We start from the raw sequence: 17805 nt of genomic DNA on the forward strand, positions 1-17805 counted from the left end.
AAATTTTCTCGACAAATCAGCCCATTCCGGCGACAAAAGAAAACGGAATAATCCGCGCCGTTATTCCGTTTTGCGACCGCACTTTTAGCGGCGGCTTATCCGCCCGCCGCCTGTTTGATCAGCTGCAAGGTCAATTCGCAGGATTTGACAAACGACGGCAGCGGTAGAAATTCGAATTTGGAATGGAAATTATGCGCGCCGGTAAAATAGTTCGGGGTGGTTATGCCTTTGACCGATAAGGCTGCGCCGTCGGTGCCGCCGCGCATTGGGGTGACTTTGGCGGCAATGCCGAGCTGCTGCATGGCGCTGAATAACAAATCGATCGAGCGCCGATCGTCGCTTAAGGTGTTGGCGATATTGCCGTAAATATCGTTGATCGTGCACGCGATCGTAATTTGCGGATATTGCCGTTTTGTCTTTTCCACCGCTTGCGTAATAAACGCCTTGCGTCGTTCAAACGCGCGTTGATCAAAATCCCGGATCGCGATTTGTAACTCGGCGCGGCTTTGATTGGCTTCAAATTGATTAAACCACCAATACCCCTCTTTCTGTTCGGTGCATTCCGGCGTTTGTTGGCGGTCAAATTGACTGATTAAATCATGGGCGACCAAAATCGGGTTGACCATCACCCCTTTGGCGGACATCGGGTGAGCGCTGATACCGTTAATCACAATCTTAGCCGCGGCGGCATTGAAGTTTTCATACACCACTTCGCCCAATTCACAGCAATCAATCGTGTAGGCGAAATCCGGTTTAAAGCGGCTTAAATCCAGTAATTTCGCACCGCGCAAGCCGATTTCCTCGTCAGGCACAAAGGCTATATAAATATCGCCGGTGGCGATATTCCGTTGCCGAATAAGCGAAAGTGCGGTCATAATGTTGGCGATCGCCGCTTTATTATCCGCGCCCAGCACGCTGGTGCCGTCGCTGAAAATAATCTCTTGCCCCAAATAGGCTTGAATTTCAGGGTGTTCCGCGACTTTCAGCCAAATGTTGTGCTGTTCGTTTAACAGAATGTCTGCGCCGTCGAAGACACGGATTTGCGGCGAGATCGCCGGCGAAAGCGCCACATCAACGGTGTCCATATGCGCCACAAAACCGATAGGCGTGGCATTCGGCACGCTGCCGGGCAAAAGTGCGGTCACGTTAGCGTGTTGATCGATTTCCACCTTGCTTAAACCGAGCTGTTTCAGCTCTTCGGCGAGTAATTGCGCCATTTGCCACTGCCCGTCCGAACTGGGCACGCCGGCAACGGCGGCATTGCTTTGGCTGCTGATCGCCAAATAACGGAAAAAACGTTCGACTAATTGCTGTTGCATACTTTCCTCCTATGCTTTCGGGTAGCTGTAGCCACTGTCAAAGCCGAGCGGAATGCCCAGCCACCAGTAGAGATACAGCACCAGTGTCAAGACGATAAATAAACCGATGGTATAAGGAATCATCATCGAACACAGCGTGCCGACCCCGGTATTTTTACAATAACGTTGGCAATATGAAATTAACAACGGATAAAAAGCAAACATCGGCGTTGACACGTTGACCACCGAATCACTGATACGGAAAGCCGCCTGCGTCAATTCAGGCGAGATATTGACCGACATTAACATCGGCACCAGAATCGAAGATAAAATCGCCCATTTCGAGGTGGCGGAGGTGATGATGATATTTAAAAGTGCGGTCAGGAGTAATACGCCGAAAATCGTAATTGCCGACGGCATTTGCAGCGACTTCAAAAATTCCGCCCCCGACAAGGCGATTAACGTGCCGATCCCCGAACGGTTGAAAGAGTAGAGAAACTGTGCGCAAAAAAAGGAAAAGACGATAAACGGCACCAGCGTATAGGTGATTTTTTCCATCGATTTGGTGACGGTGCGCGTGTCGCTGAAGGTTTTGGCGATCACGCCGTGAATCAGCGACGGCACGGCAAAAAACAGCAATAACAACGGCACGATCATCTGCATAATCGGGGCGCTCGGGCTGGTCAGCGAACCTTCAGGCGAACGCAGCAACGAATCCTGCGGTGCGGCGGCAAAGAACAGACCGGCCGCAAGCAACACAAAAACCGCACTTGCCCAGCGGAACGCTTTCAGATCCAACGGCGACGGCGGTTGAATTTCGGTGTGCCGATTGTCTAAATCGTTATCCAGCGGCATCGTTCTTTTCAAACGGGGATCGATAATGTTATCGGTGATGTACCAACAAACGCCGATCACAAAAAAGGTGCTGCCGAAACTTAAAAAATAGTTGGCTAAGATATTCACTTCATAGGTCGGATCGATAATCCGCGCCGCATTTTGGGTAAAGCTCTGCATAATCGGATCGATAATCGACGGGGTAAAACTGGCGGAAAAGCCACCGGCTAATCCGGCAAACGAGGCGGCAATACCGGACAACGGGTGTTTACCGACCGAATAAAACACCAATGCCGCGACCGGCATTAAAATCACATACGCCGAATCCGCTACGATATGGGCGAACACAGCCACCGTAATCACCGCCGGCGTCACGATTTTTTGCGGAATGATATTTAAGGCACGGCTTAAGCCGACATTGATAAAACCGCTCGCTTCGGCGATCCCGATCCCGATGGTCGCCACAATCGTAATCCCCAGCGGCGGGAAATTGACGAAATTTTTAGTGAGCGCCGTAAAGAAAGCCAGAATTTCCGTCGGTTGGAACAGATTGACGATAACCAGCGGTTGTTTGGTCACCGGATTGATATAATCGAAATCCAAGTAAGACAACCCCCAAGACAACAACCAGCAAATAACCAAAGCATAGATAAACAGCATGGTTATATCCGGCAGTTTGTTGCCGATATATTCGATTTTTTGCAGCCAATCCCGTTTTATTGCGCTGTCCGTCGTCTTGCTTGTTTGCGGCATAATAATTTCCCCTATTTTATTGGTTAAATCAGACAATACTATTTGTAGCAGGCGGATCGATTTAGTCAAGCGCAATTCTTCAAACCAACAAAAAAGGAGCCGCAATTGCAGCTCCTTTTCCAGATCACGTATTAATGTTGTTGATCCAATTGTCCGTGATCTTCGATAACCGGTTGGTTTTCGTCAAATTCCGGCAGCGGTTTATGTTGACTGGCGATAAAGGTATAAATCACCGGCAATACAAACAAGGTGAACAGTGTTCCGACCGCAAGACCGGAAATAATCACCACCCCGATACTGAAACGCGACACCGCGCCTGCACCGGAGGCATACAACAACGGAATCAAACCGGCGATCATCGCGGCGGTGGTCATCAGAATCGGACGCAAACGAATACGTGCCGCTTCGGAAATCGCCTCGATTCGGTTTTTGCCGTGCAATAACTGCTCTTCTTTCGCCACCTCACACATCAAAATCCCGTGTTTGGTGATCAAGCCGACCAGCGTAATCAATCCGACTTCGGAATAGATATTCAAGGTGGTTCCCACCGTGCCTAAGAAGCTGAGTAAATTCAGCGCCAACAACGCGCCACTGATTGCCAACGGCACAGACACCATGATCACCAACGGGTCACGCACCGATTCGAATTGAATCGCCAACACCAAGAAGATGATAATCACCGCCAAGCCGAAAGTGGTGCCGAGCGAGCTGCCTTCTTGTACCAATTGGCGCGATTCCCCGCGGAAATCATAGGTATAACCGTGCGGCAACATCTCTGCCGCCGTGGTTTGGAACCAGTTGACGGCATCGCCCAGCGAACCGGTCGGTACACCGCTGATAACGGCGGAATTCAGCTGGTTAAAACGCGGCAGGGTTAGCGGCTGGGTTTTTAATTCCAAACTGACCAAGCTGTTTAGCGGCACCGAACGTCCGTCATGTGCGGTTAAGAAATAGTTGTTCATCGACTCCGGATTGAGGCGTTTTTTACGTTCCACCCCGGAAATAATCCGGTAAGCCCGCCCTTCGATATCAACCCGGGTAATGGTCGCACCGGACAAGAAACTGCCGAGTGTGGTACTGATTTGGCTCATGGTAATGCCATAAGAATTGGCTTTATCCATATCAATACGCATGTTCATTTCGGCGGTATCAAAACTTAAATCCAGATTGCTGAAAATAAATTGCCCTGACTGTTGCGCCGCTTCCCACACCGATTGGGCGATCAACACCAAATCTTCATAGCTGTTCGGGGTGGTGATCACGAAAGAAACCGGCATGCCCTGCTCGCCGGTGTCGATTTCCGGGAATGGGAAACCGGTGACCGAAATTTCAGGGATGTTTTTGGCACGGTTATTCAAATCCGCCATAATTTCCGCCTGACTACGCGTGCGCTCGTTCCAATCGATCAAGGTGGCGATTGCCAAGGCGTTATTCGAACTCGGCACGCCGGAAATCACTTGCGAGAATTGAATTTCCGGGGTCTCTTTCAGCAGGGTTTCATACGCTGCCATCGAATCCTGTACATAATCCAGATTCTTATTGGCGGAAGTGGTGCCGATCGCCAATAATGCGCCTTTATCTTCGTTCGGCGTCAATTCACTGGATAATGAACCGAACAACACCGGTAACGTCGCAAAAATAATCGCCGCGAAACCCAGCACCCAGAAACGGTTTGCCATGGTCAGCGCAAGCAAAGTGCGGTAGCTTTCGGTCAGCTTATGCAGGAAGCCTTCAACGCATTGCTCCAATTTACTCGGGTCGGCATGGGCTTTCAACAAATGCGCGCACATCATCGGTGATAAGGTCAACGCGATCACTCCGGAGATCAACACGGCTCCGGCAAGGGTCAAGGCGAATTCTTTAAACAGGGTTCCGGTGATCCCGTCCATTAACGCCATCGGCGAGTACACCGCACACAAAGCGATTGTCATCGAAATAACCGGCACGGCAATTTCACGCGTTCCGATAATCGCCGCTCGGAAAGGGGTTTCTCCCAGTTTGATATGTCGGTCAACATTTTCCAACACCACGATGGCGTCATCTACCACCAAGCCGATGGCAAGAATCATTGCCAGCAAGGTCATCAGGTTGATCGAGAAATCAAATGCCTGCAACAGCATGATGACCCCGATCAGTGAAATCGGAATGGTCACCACCGGCACGATCATCGCGCGGAAAGAACCGAGGAACATGGTGATCACCACCAGTACGATCAACGTTGCTTCCAGAATGGTTTTCACCACTTCATCAATCGAGCTGTTAATCGCAATCGTGCGGTCATACAGCACTTTCGATTGGATACTCGGCGGCAGGTTTTTTTCAATGGTTTCTAATAATGGATAAATATTTTCTATTACTGTCAATGGGTTGGCGCTAGAGGCGGGTTCGATAGACAACACCACCGCATTTTCGCCATTGGCAACCGCGCGCGCGCTATCACGCTCTTTATCCAGTTCTACCGTGGCAATATCCCCCAAATGCACTAACTTATCGCCGTCGGCGCGGATCACCAGATTTTTTAACTGTTGGATATCCGTCGTCGTGGTATTCACTTTATTTTTCACGACGGTATACCAACCGTTGGTGTTACCTGCCGCCGTTTGCACGTTATTACTGGAAAGCGCGCTCATTACCGTCGGCGCAGATAAACCGAGAACCGCCATTTTTTCCGGATCGAGCCAAATCCGCATGGCATATTGCGTGCCGCCGAAGACATCCACTTTTGCCACGCCGGGCACGGTAAAAAACTGCGGTTTCACCACTCGTTGGATATAGTCGGTGACCTGACTTGAATCTAACTGTTCCGAAGTGAAACTGACATACATCATGCCCGAGCCGCCGGTGGACGAGGTAATCGTCGGATCATCAATATCACTCGGCAAAGCGGAACGCACCGAGTTCACTTTCGCCAACACATCCGCCAACGCGCCGTTCGGATCGGTATTCAGCTTCATCTTCACCGTAATATTGGAAGAGCTTTGGCTGCTGGAGGACGACATATAATCAATATTATCCGCCTGCGCAATCGCCTCTTCCAATTGCGAGGTCACGAATGCCTGAATCAGGCTGGCGTCGGCACCGGCATAGGTGGTGCTGACATTGATCACCGTGGTGGTCATTTTGGGATATTCGCGTACCGTCAGCTTGGAAACCGCCTGTAACCCCAGAATCACAATCAGAATGCTGATTGCGGCAGCCAAGACCGGACGGCGAATAAAAATATCTGTAAAACGCATTGTGTTTTCCTATGTAGTTTCCTATCTTGCCGCTTAAAGTTTCGGTGTTTCTGCCGGTTGGGTCGTGCCGATTCCCGCTTTATCGGAAACCACCACCAAACTGCCGTTACTCAAACGTTGTTGACCGCCGGTCACGATAATATCGCCGAACTGTAACGGCCCTTTTTCCAGATGGGAATAAATGCCGCTGCGATCCAAGGTTTTGACCGTGACCAAATACGCCCGGTACATTTTGTCCAAATTTTTATTGCCGGCATATTTTTCTTTATCTTCATCGGAAAGTGCGGTTAAACGATACACACTTTCGCCGTACATATTGTAAGCTATCGCCACTTGCGGCAACACCAACTGATCATACTCGGTCGTCAAGGCGACGCGCACCCGGGCAAACATTCCGGATAACAGTTTGTCACGGCTGTCTTCCACCGTCGCTTGCAAGTCAATCAAGCCGCTGGTAGAGGTAATCGCCGGTTCGATTGCCGAAATCTTGGCGGCAAAAGTCTCTCCGGCAAAGGCATCCACTACTGCGGTCACTTTTTGCCCGATAAACAGGTTTTCCAGATTGTTTTGTCCGATAGAAAAATCAATTTTGGCGGTGCTGATGTCTTCCACCCGCACCATCGCCTGACCATTGGTAACGTATTCGCCGACATTCACTTGCACAATCCCGGCAATACCATCAAACGGGGCGTAAATCTGACGGCGGGCAATCGTCGCTTTCGCCGATTCAATGTTGGCAACCAAGGCTTTATAGCTCGATTCGGCATTGTCCAAATCGCTTTGCGAAACACTCTTGCTGCGGAACAAGGTGACATAGCGTTGGTAATTTGCCTGCACCGAAGTCAATTGCGCCTGATAAGCCGCTAAATTGGCTTTTTCTACATCGGAATCCAGTTCAATCAACAAATCGCCTTTTTTCACCTGTTGCCCGGCTTCGACAAAAATCGTTTTCACCGTTCCCGCCGCTTGTGAACTCAGCATTGCCCCTTGATTCGGACGGATAATCCCGGTGGCTTCAATTGCCGGAGTCCATTGTTGGGTTTGCAGAGTGGTGACCGTGACCGGATTGATCGGTTCCGGCATATTGGCAAAATACGCCGCCATCCCGCGCGATTTCATCATTTGTAAGCCGATAACGGCAGCAAAAGCCAGAATAACAAGCAAAAGTACCAATTTCATCACGAAAGCACGTGATTTCTTCGGTTTGTTATTTTGAACGTCTGACATAAAAAACTCCGTAAGTGATTAAGAAGAGAATAAAATTAGTTGCAAATAGATTGCCATGTTTTGTTAATGACGGCTTCCAATACATCATCAGAATACACTTCGGCGTAATGCGTTTGCCGAAACGCCAACTTGAAGGCACTCTCTAAACCGAGGGCAAACAGCACATCCGTCGGTAAATGACTTACAATCCGTTGCTTTTGCCCCAGTTTGACAAAATTATTCCAATAGCCATGCCCTTCGCGATAGCGTTTAACCTGTTCATTAAAGCCGGGAAGCGTAGTATATTGATAAAAATTCTTTAAAATTTGAGGGTTCTGATTAAAAAAATTCCAGAAGTTCCACCACATTTGGCGGTATTGATCGAAAAGCGGCGCTTGCGGATCGAGATTTTTAGCCAACAGCTCATCGACGCGGGCAAACAGGTATTTGGCCAATTCTCTTAATAATTCATCTTTATTTTTGAAATAAATATAAATCGTACCGACCGAAATGCCCGCAGCCTTGGCAATCTTTTGCATGGATAGCGCGTGCAACCCTTGCTCGGCCATTAACATTTCCGTCGCCAACAAAATTTGCTGTGCCGTCCCAATTTCAGAATGTCGCATTAAACAAAAGCCCCTAAAATGAATGAACGTTCATTCTAGTGATTTTTGTGACGCAGTTCAAGAAATAAAAATTGAGAGCCGGCGTTTTTTAAACCGTCCCGTCAAACCGAAAGTGCGGTAGACATCATCCTAAACGATTCAGAATCAACGACAGCATTCCCGCCGCAATCAACGGACCGACCGGCACGCCTTTAAAAAAAGCGACGCCGACAATGGTGCCGATTAACAAGCCGGTGATAATCGACGGTTGCGATGTCATCAAACTGACGCCGCGTCCGCCGAGCCAAGCAACAAAAATCCCGACCACAATCGCCAAAATCATTTTCCAATTCAATAGTAAGCCGCCGAGATTCTCCAACTTGATTTTGCCTGACACCAACGGACTGAGCACACCGATAGTCAGAATGGTAATGCCGAGATATAACCCGTATTTTTCCAACCATGGAATATACTGTTCTAGCGGGGTTTGCTGCATAACCAACAGTACGGCGGCAGAAATAATGATTGAATTATTATGGCTGAAATAACCGAGAATAATCAGAAAAACCAACATCGCGGCGGCGGCATTAAAATGGAAGAAAGACATAAGATTTTAAGTTGGGTGGAAGATAAACTAAATCTACTGATGAGTTAGGGAAAAAGCAAGTGCTATATTCTGCCCAAATCCGTTATATAAAAAACAATATAACTATAATTTTGCCGAATGTAACTTGATATAAGTCAACAATTCCTGAATTAAGCATGAAAATACCTCTTTAGAGGCATTAAGGCTATACAGAAAGCATGGATAATCTTAACGTTGAATTTATGTCAATTGCTTTACGTCTTATCCGAATGCCGTAAAAGCTACAATTTTCGGGAATTGAAAATGAATACTGTTGTAACCAACGAGGCGTCCGCCTGCGAAAATGCAAATGAATGGCACGTTTGCGGTGTTGTCGTACAGTGCCGTCCGCAAGATATGAGTACTGTGAAAAATGCGTTACAACAGCTGGAATATACCGATGTCAGTGCAGTTGATGAAAATGCAGGCAAACTGGTGGTGGTCATGGAGTCACACAACCAGGGCGTTTTATTAGAACGTATGGAGGCGGCACGCAATATTTCCGGTGTGTTGGCTCTTTCTTTGGTGTATCACCAACAAGCTCAAGATTAATCAATCGTGGGGGAACAGATGAATCTAAGTCGTCGTGAATTTATGAAAGCCAACGCCGCAACTGCGGCAACCATGGCTGCCGGGTTGAGCATTCCGGTGGTCAATGTTGCTGCTGCGGATAATTCAATAAAATGGGATAAAGCGGTTTGTCGCTTCTGCGGCACCGGCTGTAGCGTACTGGTCGGCACGCAAAACGGACGCGTGGTTGCTTCGCAAGGCGACCCGGATTCCGAAGTGAATCGCGGTTTGAACTGTATCAAGGGCTACTTCCTGCCGAAAATCATGTACGGTAAAGACCGCCTGACCCAGCCAATGTTGCGTATGACCAACGGTCAATATGACAAACACGGTGAATTTGCGCCGGTCAGTTGGGACATGGCGTTCAGCACCATGGCAGAGAAATTTAAAGCCGCGATTGCCAAAAACGGACGCAATGCGGTCGGTTGTTTCACCTCCGGTCAATCCACGATTTGGGAAGGTTATGCGCTGAACAAATTGTTTAAAGCCGGTTTGCGCTCTAACAACGTGGATCCGAATGCCCGCCACTGCATGGCGTCGGCAGCAGTCGCCTTTTTGCGCACTTTCGGAATTGATGAACCGATGGGTTGCTACGATGATATCGAACATGCCGATGCATTTGTGTTATGGGGTTCGAATATGGCGGAAATGCACCCGATTTTGTGGTCGCGGATCACCGATCGCCGTCTCACCAAACAAGACAGCCAAGTATTCGTGCTCTCAACCTTTGAACACCGCTCTTTTGAGTTGGCGGACTACGGCTTAGTCTTTACGCCGCAAAGCGATCTGGCAATCCTGAACTATATCATCAACTATTTGATTCAAAATGACGCCATCAATTGGGATTTCGTCAATAAACACACCAAATTCAAAAAAGGCGAGACCGATATCGGTTATGGTCTGCGTCCTGAGAATCCACTGGAGCAAAAAGCGCAAAACGCCGGCAGTGGTAAAATGTATGACAGTAATTTCGAAGAGCTGAAAGAACTGGTTGCAGAATATACCTTGGAAAAAGCGCATGAAATCAGTGGCGTGCCGAAAGATCAATTGGAAGCTTTGGCAAAACTGTATGCCGATCCGAACAAGAAAATCGTCTCTTTCTGGACCATGGGCTTCAACCAACACACCCGTGGTGTGTGGGTTAACCATTTAATGTACAACGTGCATTTATTGACCGGAAAAATCTCGCTGCCGGGTTGCGGACCGTTCTCTTTGACCGGTCAACCGTCTGCTTGTGGTACGGCGCGTGAAGTGGGCACCTTTGCCCACCGCTTGCCTGCCGACATGGTGGTGACTAACGAGAAACACCGTGACATCTGTGAAAAAGCATGGAAATTACCGAAAGGCACGATTTCCGACAAAGTCGGTTACCATGCGGTTGCACAAGACCGCGCCCTAAAAGACCGTAAAATGAACGTGTTGTGGGTAATGTGTAACAACAATATGCAAGCCGGCCCAAATATCAATGAAGATCGTCTGCCGGGCTGGCGTGATCCGGAAAACTTCATCATTGTTTCTGACCCGTATCCGACCGCCAGCGCCCTGTCTGCCGACTTGATTCTACCGACCTCAATGTGGGTGGAAAAAGAAGGCGCTTACGGTAACGCCGAGCGCCGCACCCAATTCTGGCGTCAACAAGTGCCGAAAACCGGGGATTCCCGTTCTGACTTGTGGCAATTGGTAGAATTTGCCAAATACTTCAAAGTGGAAGAAGTGTGGGAAGAAGAGCTGTTGGCGCAAATGCCGGAATATCGTGGTAAAACGTTATATGAAATCCTGTTTACCAACGGACAAGTGGATAAATTCCCGATCAGTGACTGGGACGACAGCGTGCTGAATGATGAATCCCGTCATTTCGGTTACTACTTGCAAAAAGGCTTGTTTGAAGAATATGCGGCATTTGGTCGCGGTCATGCGCATGACTTGGCGGATTTCGATGTCTATCACAAGGCGCGCGGCTTACGCTGGCCGGTGGTGGAAAACAAAGAAACCTTATGGCGCTACCGCGAAGGTTACGATCCGTATGTTAAAGCCGGTGAGGGCGTGAATTTCTACGGTCAACCGGATGGACGCGCGGTTATTCTTGCCGTACCGTACGAACCGCCTGCGGAAGTCCCGGATCAAGAGTACGACTTGTGGTTATCCACCGGCCGTGTACTGGAACACTGGCATACCGGCAGTATGACTCGCCGCGTGCCCGAACTGCACCGCTCTTTCCCGAACAACTTGGTGTATATGCACCCGTTGGATGCGCAAGCACGCGGTATGCGTCACGGCGACAAAGTTAAAGTCGTGTCCCGTCGCGGGGAAATGGTGTCGTTCTTGGATACCCGCGGGCGGAATAAAGTGCCGCGCGGCTTAGTTTATACTACGTTCTTTGATGTCGGGCAGTTGGCAAACGCGTTGACCTTAGATGCAACCGATCCGATTTCCAAAGAAACCGACTTCAAAAAATGTGCGGTTAAAGTGGTTAAAGCCTAATAGGTCGAAACATGATCCGTAAACCCGTACTTAATCCGAACCGCCGGCGCTTTTTAAAAGATACCACCCGTACCGCGGGTGGTCTGGCCGCTATCGGATTATTACTGGGTTTGCAACAGCAGCAAAGCTTGGCACGCGAAGGCGTGGCACTGCGACCGCCTTTTGCACTGGAAAATGAGAAAGATTTTGCTGCCGCTTGTATCCGCTGCGGGCAATGTGTACAAGCCTGTCCGTATGATATGTTACATCTTGCCTCGCTGTTGTCACCGTTGGAAGCCGGAACGCCTTACTTTATTGCACGCGATAAACCGTGTGAAATGTGTGAGGATATTCCTTGCGCCAAAGCCTGTCCGAGCGGCGCGTTGGATTCGAGCCAAGATAATATCGATGATTCCAGAATGGGATTGTCGGTACTGCTTGATCATGAAACTTGTCTGAATTGGCAAGGCTTGCGTTGCGATGTCTGTTATCGGGTATGTCCGCTGATTAACAAAGCGATCACCTTGGAAATGCAGCACAATGAGCGCAGTGACCGTCATGCCAAATTTATTCCGACGGTACATTCCGATGCCTGCACAGGCTGCGGCAAGTGTGAGCAAGCCTGTGTTTTGGAAGAAGCGGCGATTAAAGTATTACCGATCTCTTTGGCGAAAGGCATGTTAGGTCAGCATTACCGCTTGGGTTGGGAAGAGAAAGAGAAGGTCGGTCATTCATTATTGCCTGACGAAATGATTAGGCTGCCGACTCGTCTGCCTGAAAACGGCTTGCCACAAAACGTATTACCGGAGAATCCGTAATGGCAAATGCGATTAATCTGGCAGGACGTGAAGCCCGCGAAAAACGGGGCTGGTGGCGAGCAAACCGCTTTTTATTTTGGCGCCGTTTGTCGCAACTGAGCATTTTGGCAATGTTTTTGTCCGGTCCGTGGTTCGGGATTTGGATCTTAAACGGTAACTACAGCAGCAGTATGTTGTTGGATACGATTCCCTTAACCGATCCGCTGATTATGGCGGAAAGTTTGGTAACGGGATATTGGCCGCAGTTGACCGCACTTTTGGGTGGGTTGATTGTGATTGCGGTTTATGCCGTATTAGGCAGTAAAGTCTTTTGCGGTTGGTGTTGCCCGCTAAATGTGGTGACCGACAGCGCCGCTTGGTTAAGACGTAAACTCAATATCCGCCAAAGTGCCAAGCCGGATCGCTCTTTGCGTTACGGCATTTTAGTGATGATTTTAATCGGCAGTGCCGCCAGCGGCATGTTGTTGTGGGAATGGATCAACCCGGTTGCCGCGCTGGGACGCGCCTTGATTTATGGCTTCGGCGCAACCGTTTGGCTATTGTTGGCACTGTTCCTGTTTGACTTACTCATCGTCGAACACGGTTGGTGCGGACACCTCTGTCCGATTGGCGCGGCATACGGTGTGATCGGTGCCAAAGGTGTTATTCGGGTTAAAGTGATTGATCGCGAACGCTGTGATCGCTGCATGGACTGCTTTAACATTTGTCCGGAACCGCAAGTATTAAGAAATCCGCTCTTCGGCAGTAAAGACGAGGGCAAACAACAAAATTTATTAGTGTTATCCAAAGATTGTATCAGTTGCGGACGTTGTATTGATGTCTGCCCTGAATCTGTTTTTAAATTTACCACAAGATTTGATCATGCGAGGAGTGAGCGATGATTAAAAAGACTAAAGTATTAGCATTGGCAGGTTTATTGTTAAGTGGACTGTGCGGTTCCGCCTTGGCACAGGATGTCTATCCGGTAGGGAAAGATCTCGCCACATCCCCGGAAAATACGGCACCGGCATTCCATAATCAACCGAAAGAGAGCGAGTTAGCGGCGTTGAGTTACGTCAACCAACCGCCTATGGTGCCGCATAGCACTAAAAATTATCAAGTGACTAAAAATATCAACCAATGTTTGAATTGCCACAGCGTACAAGCTTCGCGTGTGACCGGCGCAACCCGTATCAGCCCGACTCACTTCGCCAGCCGTGACGGCGTCGTCAGTGGCGAAGTGTCGCCCCGCCGCTATTTCTGTGTTCAGTGCCATATTTCGCAATCCGATGTTGCGCCGATTATCGAGAACGAATTTAAGCCATTACCGGGTTACGGCGATAAATAAGGAGCGGACATATGATAAAAAATCTGATCAAACGCTTTTGGCAATGGTTCCGCTCGCCAAGTAAAATCGCAGTCGGCACCCTGTTAGTAGTGGCGTTTATTGCCGGCATTATCTCGTGGGTCGGTTTCAATTACGGCATGGAACAAACCAACACCGAAGAATTTTGCGTCAGCTGTCACAGCAATGATGTTTATCCGGAATATCTGCACACCGCGCACTACCAAAACCGCAGCGGCGTGAAAGCGACTTGTCCGGATTGCCATGTGCCGCATGAATTCGTGCCGAAAATGATTCGTAAATTGCAAGCCAGCCGTGAAGTGTATGCGCACGTGATGGGCTACACCGACACGATTGAGAAATTCAATTCCCGTCGCTTACATATGGCTGAACGCGAGTGGGAACGGATGAAGGCCAACGATTCGCAAGAGTGCCGCAACTGCCACAACTTCGACAATATGGATTTCAGCCAACAAAAAACCGTAGCGGCAAAAATGCACAGCAAAGCGATTCAAGACGGCAACACCTGTATCGACTGTCACAAAGGGATTGCCCACCAATTGCCGGATATGCGCGAAGTCAAGGACGCAACCGCTTATTAAGCCGAAATCATGGGCTAGATACAAACCAAACCCCAAACACGCTGTTTGGGGTTTTTACTTGCAAAAGATTATTGCGGCAGATGAATTTGATTACGTTGATTATACAACGTGCGGTGGCCGAAATAGAGCGCGGCAAACAGAGATAAACTGACGGCGGTACAGATCGCAATCATAATCGCAATTTGGTATAACACCGCCGTGCTTGGCAGCGTGCCGGAAAGAATCTGCCCGGTCATCATGCCCGGCAAAGCGATAATGCCCATGCCCAACATCGAATTCAAGGTGGGTAAAAGTGCGGTTTCGACCGCCTGATTGACATATGGCAACAGAATTTTTTCCGGGGTAACTCCGAAATTTAACAGGGTGTTAATCTTATCCCGTTCGGATTGCAGACTTTCACGAAAGGTCTTAATCCCCAAATTCAGCGCCGTCATGGCATTGCCCATAATCATGCCGCCGAGCGGAATCACATATTGCGGATTAAACAGTTGCTGATTCGTCACCACTACCACAAAAAAAGCGATAATACTTAAACCGGAAAACGTCATTGCCAACGCAATCGACTGCTTAAATTGCCGGTTCAAATTCGGATTTTTGGATAACACCCGATGAATGGCAAAAATCACCATTGCCGCCACATATAACATGGTGAAAATCGGACTTGGGTGACCAAAGATATAGGTCAACACCCAACCGGCAATAATGAGTTGTAACGTCATGCGCACACTGGCGATTAACAACAACTTGGACTGCCGAATATGATTCTTCTTCATCACATACAACACCACCAGCAGTAATAAATAGACCAAACTGAAATTCAGTAAATTCATACTCACATCATTCATCACTTAATCCTTGCTAATCGGAATAATTTGATCGGCATGGCGCTGCACCAACTGCTGATCATGACTGATCGCCAGCACCGTAATCCCCTGTTTGCGGCAATAAGCCAGAATATCGCCGAGCACCTGTTCCGCCAAGGCTTCATCCAATGCGGACGTGGGTTCGTCCAACATCAATAATTTCGGTTGTAAACTCAAGGCCAAGGCAAGAAACACCCGTTGCTGCTCGCCGCCGGACAACACATTACACGAGGTCTCTAAGGCGAAATCCGCACAACAAAGCTGCAAAAAGGTTTTGATTTGCGCGTCTTCCGGCGGGGATTTGTCTAAATAATCGTAGAACAGTTGGAAATTTTGCCGAATCGACTGCGCAAACAAAAACAAACGTTGATTCACCAATAACAGTTCGCGGCGTAATTGCACACTGTCGAGCTGCGCAATATCTTGCCCTTGATAGCGAATCGTGCCACTGCTCGGCGATTCAATGGCATTAATCAAACGCAATAAGGTACTTTTGCCACTGCCGCTCGGGCCTTGCAAAAACGTGACTTGGTTAGCTGCTATTTGAGAGTCGGGATAACGCAGCAATTGCTGTGCCTGAAAGGTAACACCTTGTAATTCAAGAAATGGGGTCATAAACGCTCACCGAATAGAAACAGAGAACATCAGTATAACCAATAAAAGTGCGGTTTCCTACTTCCTCAATTTCACGCATTCGATCGCATGATTCGCGCCCTTGACCAAAATCAGATTGGCTCGCTCACTACTCGGCAGGATATTTTGTTTTAAATTCAATCCGTTAATCGTCTCCCAAATATGCTGTGCGGTGGCAACCGCTTCTTGCTCGGACAAAGAAGAATAATGATGAAAATAAGAATTCGGATCACTGAACGCCCCTTGGCGGAAAGTGAGAAAACGCTTGGTGTACCAGTTTTTCAACAGCGATTCTTTGGCGTCGACAAAAATCGAAAAATCGACAAAATCCGACACGAACAGTCGATCCGGCTTGCGTCCGTGATTGGCACTGGTTTGTAACACATTCAGCCCTTCCAGAATCAAAATATCCGGTTGATCGATCACATTGTACTGATTCGGCACAATATCATAGGTTAAATGCGAATAAATTGGCGCTTTCACATTACGTTTGCCGGATTTAATATCCGAAATAAAGCGGATCAAACGCTGCGTGTCATAAGAAACCGGAAAGCCTTTTTTCTGCAACAGATTGTCTTGCTGCAACTTCGCCAACGGATAGAGAAAACCGTCGGTGGTAATCAAATCCACTGTACGTTTCTTTGGCCAGTGGCTGAGTAGCGACTGCAAAATCCGCGCCGAGGTGCTTTTGCCGACCGCCACGCTGCCGGCAATACTGATGATATACGGTACTTTCGGTGTTTCAACCCCTAAGAAGCGGTGCAACACCGTTTGGCGACGCAGATTTTCTTCGATGTAATAGTTGACCAGACGGGTCAGCGGCAAATAGATGGTGCTGACTTCTTCTAAGGAAAGCTCTTCATTAAAACCAAGTAACGGCTCTAGATCTTGCTGGGTTAAGGTCAGTGGCGCAGATTTACGCAACGCCGCCCACTGTTCGCGGTTAAACTCTAAAAACGGCGTAAATTTTTTCTGTACTGACCCCATTGCGTGACTTCTTTCCTCGCCCGTTGGCGCAATTGACAATGGGCGTTATATTGCACCGATTAACCGCATGACGCAATCCTGATTTAACAAATAATCGGCGAGATTGGCGAAAAGCGGCCAGAACGTTTAAATTTTGCGCAATCCTGCCGAAAGTGCGGTCCGCAAACCGCACTTTGCCCGGATTAATCAATTAAACCTAAATCCAGTAATCCCTGATATAAACCATCATCGGCAATATCCGCAGTCACATAATCGGCAACGGCTTTCAGTTCGGGGTGGGCATTGCCCATCGCTACGCCAAACCCGACTTCGCGCAGCATTTCCAGATCATTCAGCCCGTCGCCGAACGCCACCGCATTTTCTGCGGTTAGCCCGAAATGCCGCAATACCGTCTTAATTCCGCGCGCTTTTGAGCCTTCGGCGGCAAACAGATCGACCGAATAATCATGCCAACGCACCACTCGCAAATGCTGCTGCAAAATACCGGAATCGGCGATCAGTTGATCCTGCGCTTGGGTATAAAACGGCAACATTTGATACACCGGGTGTTTCAAATAATAGTCGGTATCAACAATATAGTTTTGGGTGATCGGATCCATTGCATTGGCGATTTCCGCGGTAACACGGTTTACCGCCACATCACGTTCGGAGACAAACGCATAATCAATCCCATGTTGTTTGAAAAACGCCACAATGCGTTCAATATCCGCCAATGCCAACGGATAAGTCTGCAACGGCTGCCCGCGATAACTGTTGTATTGCCCGTTAATTGTCACTAACAACTCAATCGGCAGGCGCTTCACCAATTGATTGACCTCGTGCGGCATTGAGCACAACGAGCGCCCGGTGGCAATTGCCGCAGTAATGCCGTTTTGTTGCAATTTGACCAGTGCGGTTGCCACCGACGACGGCAAGTATCGTTGATGTTTCATATACAGGGTTTCATCAATATCAAAAAACACGATTTTGACCTGTTGCGGATCTAACATAA

General features: G+C 48.6%; 16 protein-coding genes. 6 read left to right on the plus strand and 10 right to left on the minus strand.

Annotated elements, in window-relative coordinates; all coding sequences use genetic code 11:
* Window positions 1–95 precede the first annotated feature (95 nt).
* The 6 genes from pepT to ACWA50_RS02785 form a co-directional block, all read right to left on the minus strand.
* Window positions 96–1319 carry a peptidase T gene (pepT, locus tag ACWA50_RS02760; protein WP_431053803.1) on the minus strand — a complete coding sequence of 408 codons (1224 nt, stop codon included), beginning with the start codon at window positions 1317–1319 and terminating at the stop codon, window positions 96–98.
* A gap of 9 nt (window positions 1320–1328) precedes the next feature.
* Complete coding sequence (locus tag ACWA50_RS02765) at window positions 1329–2885, minus strand: AbgT family transporter (RefSeq protein ID WP_431053804.1); 1557 nt, start codon at window positions 2883–2885, stop codon at window positions 1329–1331.
* 131 nt (window positions 2886–3016) lie between these two features.
* Complete coding sequence (locus ACWA50_RS02770) at window positions 3017–6121, minus strand: efflux RND transporter permease subunit (protein ID WP_431053805.1); 3105 nt, start codon at window positions 6119–6121, stop codon at window positions 3017–3019.
* A gap of 33 nt (window positions 6122–6154) precedes the next feature.
* Window positions 6155–7348 carry an efflux RND transporter periplasmic adaptor subunit gene (locus ACWA50_RS02775; protein WP_431053806.1) on the minus strand — a complete coding sequence of 398 codons (1194 nt, stop codon included), beginning with the start codon at window positions 7346–7348 and terminating at the stop codon, window positions 6155–6157.
* Between the two features lie 35 nt (window positions 7349–7383).
* A complete protein-coding gene (locus ACWA50_RS02780; RefSeq protein ID WP_431053807.1) occupies window positions 7384–7953 on the minus strand; it encodes a TetR/AcrR family transcriptional regulator in 570 nt (189 codons plus the stop codon).
* Between the two features lie 124 nt (window positions 7954–8077).
* On the minus strand, window positions 8078–8539 hold the full coding sequence (locus tag ACWA50_RS02785) for a DUF441 domain-containing protein (protein ID WP_431053808.1): 462 nt from the start codon (window positions 8537–8539) through the stop codon (window positions 8078–8080).
* 282 nt (window positions 8540–8821) lie between these two features.
* On the opposite strand from ACWA50_RS02785, the gene ACWA50_RS02790 reads away from it, so the two are divergent.
* Genes ACWA50_RS02790 through ACWA50_RS02815 form a run of 6 tightly spaced genes read left to right on the plus strand, consistent with a single transcriptional unit; the run spans window position 8822 to window position 14331 of the window.
* Window positions 8822–9109: a chaperone NapD gene (locus ACWA50_RS02790; protein WP_431053809.1), complete on the plus strand. Its 288-nt coding sequence runs from the start codon at window positions 8822–8824 to the stop codon at window positions 9107–9109.
* A gap of 18 nt (window positions 9110–9127) precedes the next feature.
* Entirely contained in the window at window positions 9128–11608 is a 2481-nt protein-coding gene (gene napA, locus ACWA50_RS02795; protein ID WP_431053810.1) for a nitrate reductase catalytic subunit NapA, read from the plus strand.
* A gap of 11 nt (window positions 11609–11619) precedes the next feature.
* Window positions 11620–12405, plus strand: a complete 786-nt coding sequence (napG, locus tag ACWA50_RS02800) for a ferredoxin-type protein NapG (protein WP_431053811.1) — start codon at window positions 11620–11622, stop codon at window positions 12403–12405.
* Window positions 12405–13286, plus strand: a complete 882-nt coding sequence (napH, locus tag ACWA50_RS02805; RefSeq protein ID WP_431053812.1) for a quinol dehydrogenase ferredoxin subunit NapH — start codon at window positions 12405–12407, stop codon at window positions 13284–13286. Before napG ends, napH begins: the two co-directional genes overlap by 1 nt.
* A complete protein-coding gene (locus ACWA50_RS02810) occupies window positions 13283–13732 on the plus strand; it encodes a nitrate reductase cytochrome c-type subunit (RefSeq protein ID WP_431053813.1) in 450 nt (149 codons plus the stop codon). Before napH ends, ACWA50_RS02810 begins: the two co-directional genes overlap by 4 nt.
* 11 nt (window positions 13733–13743) lie before the next feature.
* Complete coding sequence (locus tag ACWA50_RS02815) at window positions 13744–14331, plus strand: cytochrome c3 family protein (protein WP_431053814.1); 588 nt, start codon at window positions 13744–13746, stop codon at window positions 14329–14331.
* A 68-nt stretch (window positions 14332–14399) separates the two neighbouring features.
* Here the strand turns inward: ACWA50_RS02815 and ACWA50_RS02820 are convergent, their stop codons facing one another.
* The 4 genes from ACWA50_RS02820 to ACWA50_RS02835 all read right to left on the minus strand — a co-directional run bounded on the left by ACWA50_RS02820 (window position 14400) and on the right by ACWA50_RS02835 (window position 17803).
* Window positions 14400–15176, minus strand: coding sequence for an ABC transporter permease (locus ACWA50_RS02820; protein WP_431053815.1), 777 nt, complete (start codon window positions 15174–15176; stop codon window positions 14400–14402).
* A 3-nt stretch (window positions 15177–15179) separates the two neighbouring features.
* A complete protein-coding gene (locus ACWA50_RS02825) occupies window positions 15180–15809 on the minus strand; it encodes an ABC transporter ATP-binding protein (RefSeq protein WP_431053816.1) in 630 nt (209 codons plus the stop codon).
* 57 nt (window positions 15810–15866) lie between these two features.
* Window positions 15867–16814: a type I pantothenate kinase gene (coaA, locus tag ACWA50_RS02830; RefSeq protein ID WP_431053817.1), complete on the minus strand. Its 948-nt coding sequence runs from the start codon at window positions 16812–16814 to the stop codon at window positions 15867–15869.
* A gap of 182 nt (window positions 16815–16996) precedes the next feature.
* A complete protein-coding gene (locus ACWA50_RS02835) occupies window positions 16997–17803 on the minus strand; it encodes a Cof-type HAD-IIB family hydrolase (RefSeq protein ID WP_431053818.1) in 807 nt (268 codons plus the stop codon).
* Window positions 17804–17805 lie beyond the last annotated feature (2 nt).

It is taken from the genome of Testudinibacter sp. P17/SS/0325, assembly GCF_053570765.1.

Bases quoted from the DNA above. Each gene is read 5' to 3' on its own strand.
- pepT (WP_431053803.1), bottom strand. From the start codon at position 1,319: ATGCAACAGCAATTAGTCGAACGTTTTTTCCGTTATTTGGCGATCAGC.
- ACWA50_RS02765 (WP_431053804.1), bottom strand. From the start codon at position 2,885: ATGCCGCAAACAAGCAAGACGACGGACAGCGCAATAAAACGGGATTGG.
- ACWA50_RS02770 (WP_431053805.1), bottom strand. From the start codon at position 6,121: ATGCGTTTTACAGATATTTTTATTCGCCGTCCGGTCTTGGCTGCCGCA.
- ACWA50_RS02775 (WP_431053806.1), bottom strand. From the start codon at position 7,348: ATGTCAGACGTTCAAAATAACAAACCGAAGAAATCACGTGCTTTCGTG.
- ACWA50_RS02780 (WP_431053807.1), bottom strand. From the start codon at position 7,953: ATGCGACATTCTGAAATTGGGACGGCACAGCAAATTTTGTTGGCGACG.
- ACWA50_RS02785 (WP_431053808.1), bottom strand. From the start codon at position 8,539: ATGTCTTTCTTCCATTTTAATGCCGCCGCCGCGATGTTGGTTTTTCTG.
- ACWA50_RS02790 (WP_431053809.1), top strand. From the start codon at position 8,822: ATGAATACTGTTGTAACCAACGAGGCGTCCGCCTGCGAAAATGCAAAT.
- napA (WP_431053810.1), top strand. From the start codon at position 9,128: ATGAATCTAAGTCGTCGTGAATTTATGAAAGCCAACGCCGCAACTGCG.
- napG (WP_431053811.1), top strand. From the start codon at position 11,620: ATGATCCGTAAACCCGTACTTAATCCGAACCGCCGGCGCTTTTTAAAA.
- napH (WP_431053812.1), top strand. From the start codon at position 12,405: ATGGCAAATGCGATTAATCTGGCAGGACGTGAAGCCCGCGAAAAACGG.
- ACWA50_RS02810 (WP_431053813.1), top strand. From the start codon at position 13,283: ATGATTAAAAAGACTAAAGTATTAGCATTGGCAGGTTTATTGTTAAGT.
- ACWA50_RS02815 (WP_431053814.1), top strand. From the start codon at position 13,744: ATGATAAAAAATCTGATCAAACGCTTTTGGCAATGGTTCCGCTCGCCA.
- ACWA50_RS02820 (WP_431053815.1), bottom strand. From the start codon at position 15,176: ATGAATGATGTGAGTATGAATTTACTGAATTTCAGTTTGGTCTATTTA.
- ACWA50_RS02825 (WP_431053816.1), bottom strand. From the start codon at position 15,809: ATGACCCCATTTCTTGAATTACAAGGTGTTACCTTTCAGGCACAGCAA.
- coaA (WP_431053817.1), bottom strand. From the start codon at position 16,814: ATGGGGTCAGTACAGAAAAAATTTACGCCGTTTTTAGAGTTTAACCGC.
- ACWA50_RS02835 (WP_431053818.1), bottom strand. From the start codon at position 17,803: ATGTTAGATCCGCAACAGGTCAAAATCGTGTTTTTTGATATTGATGAA.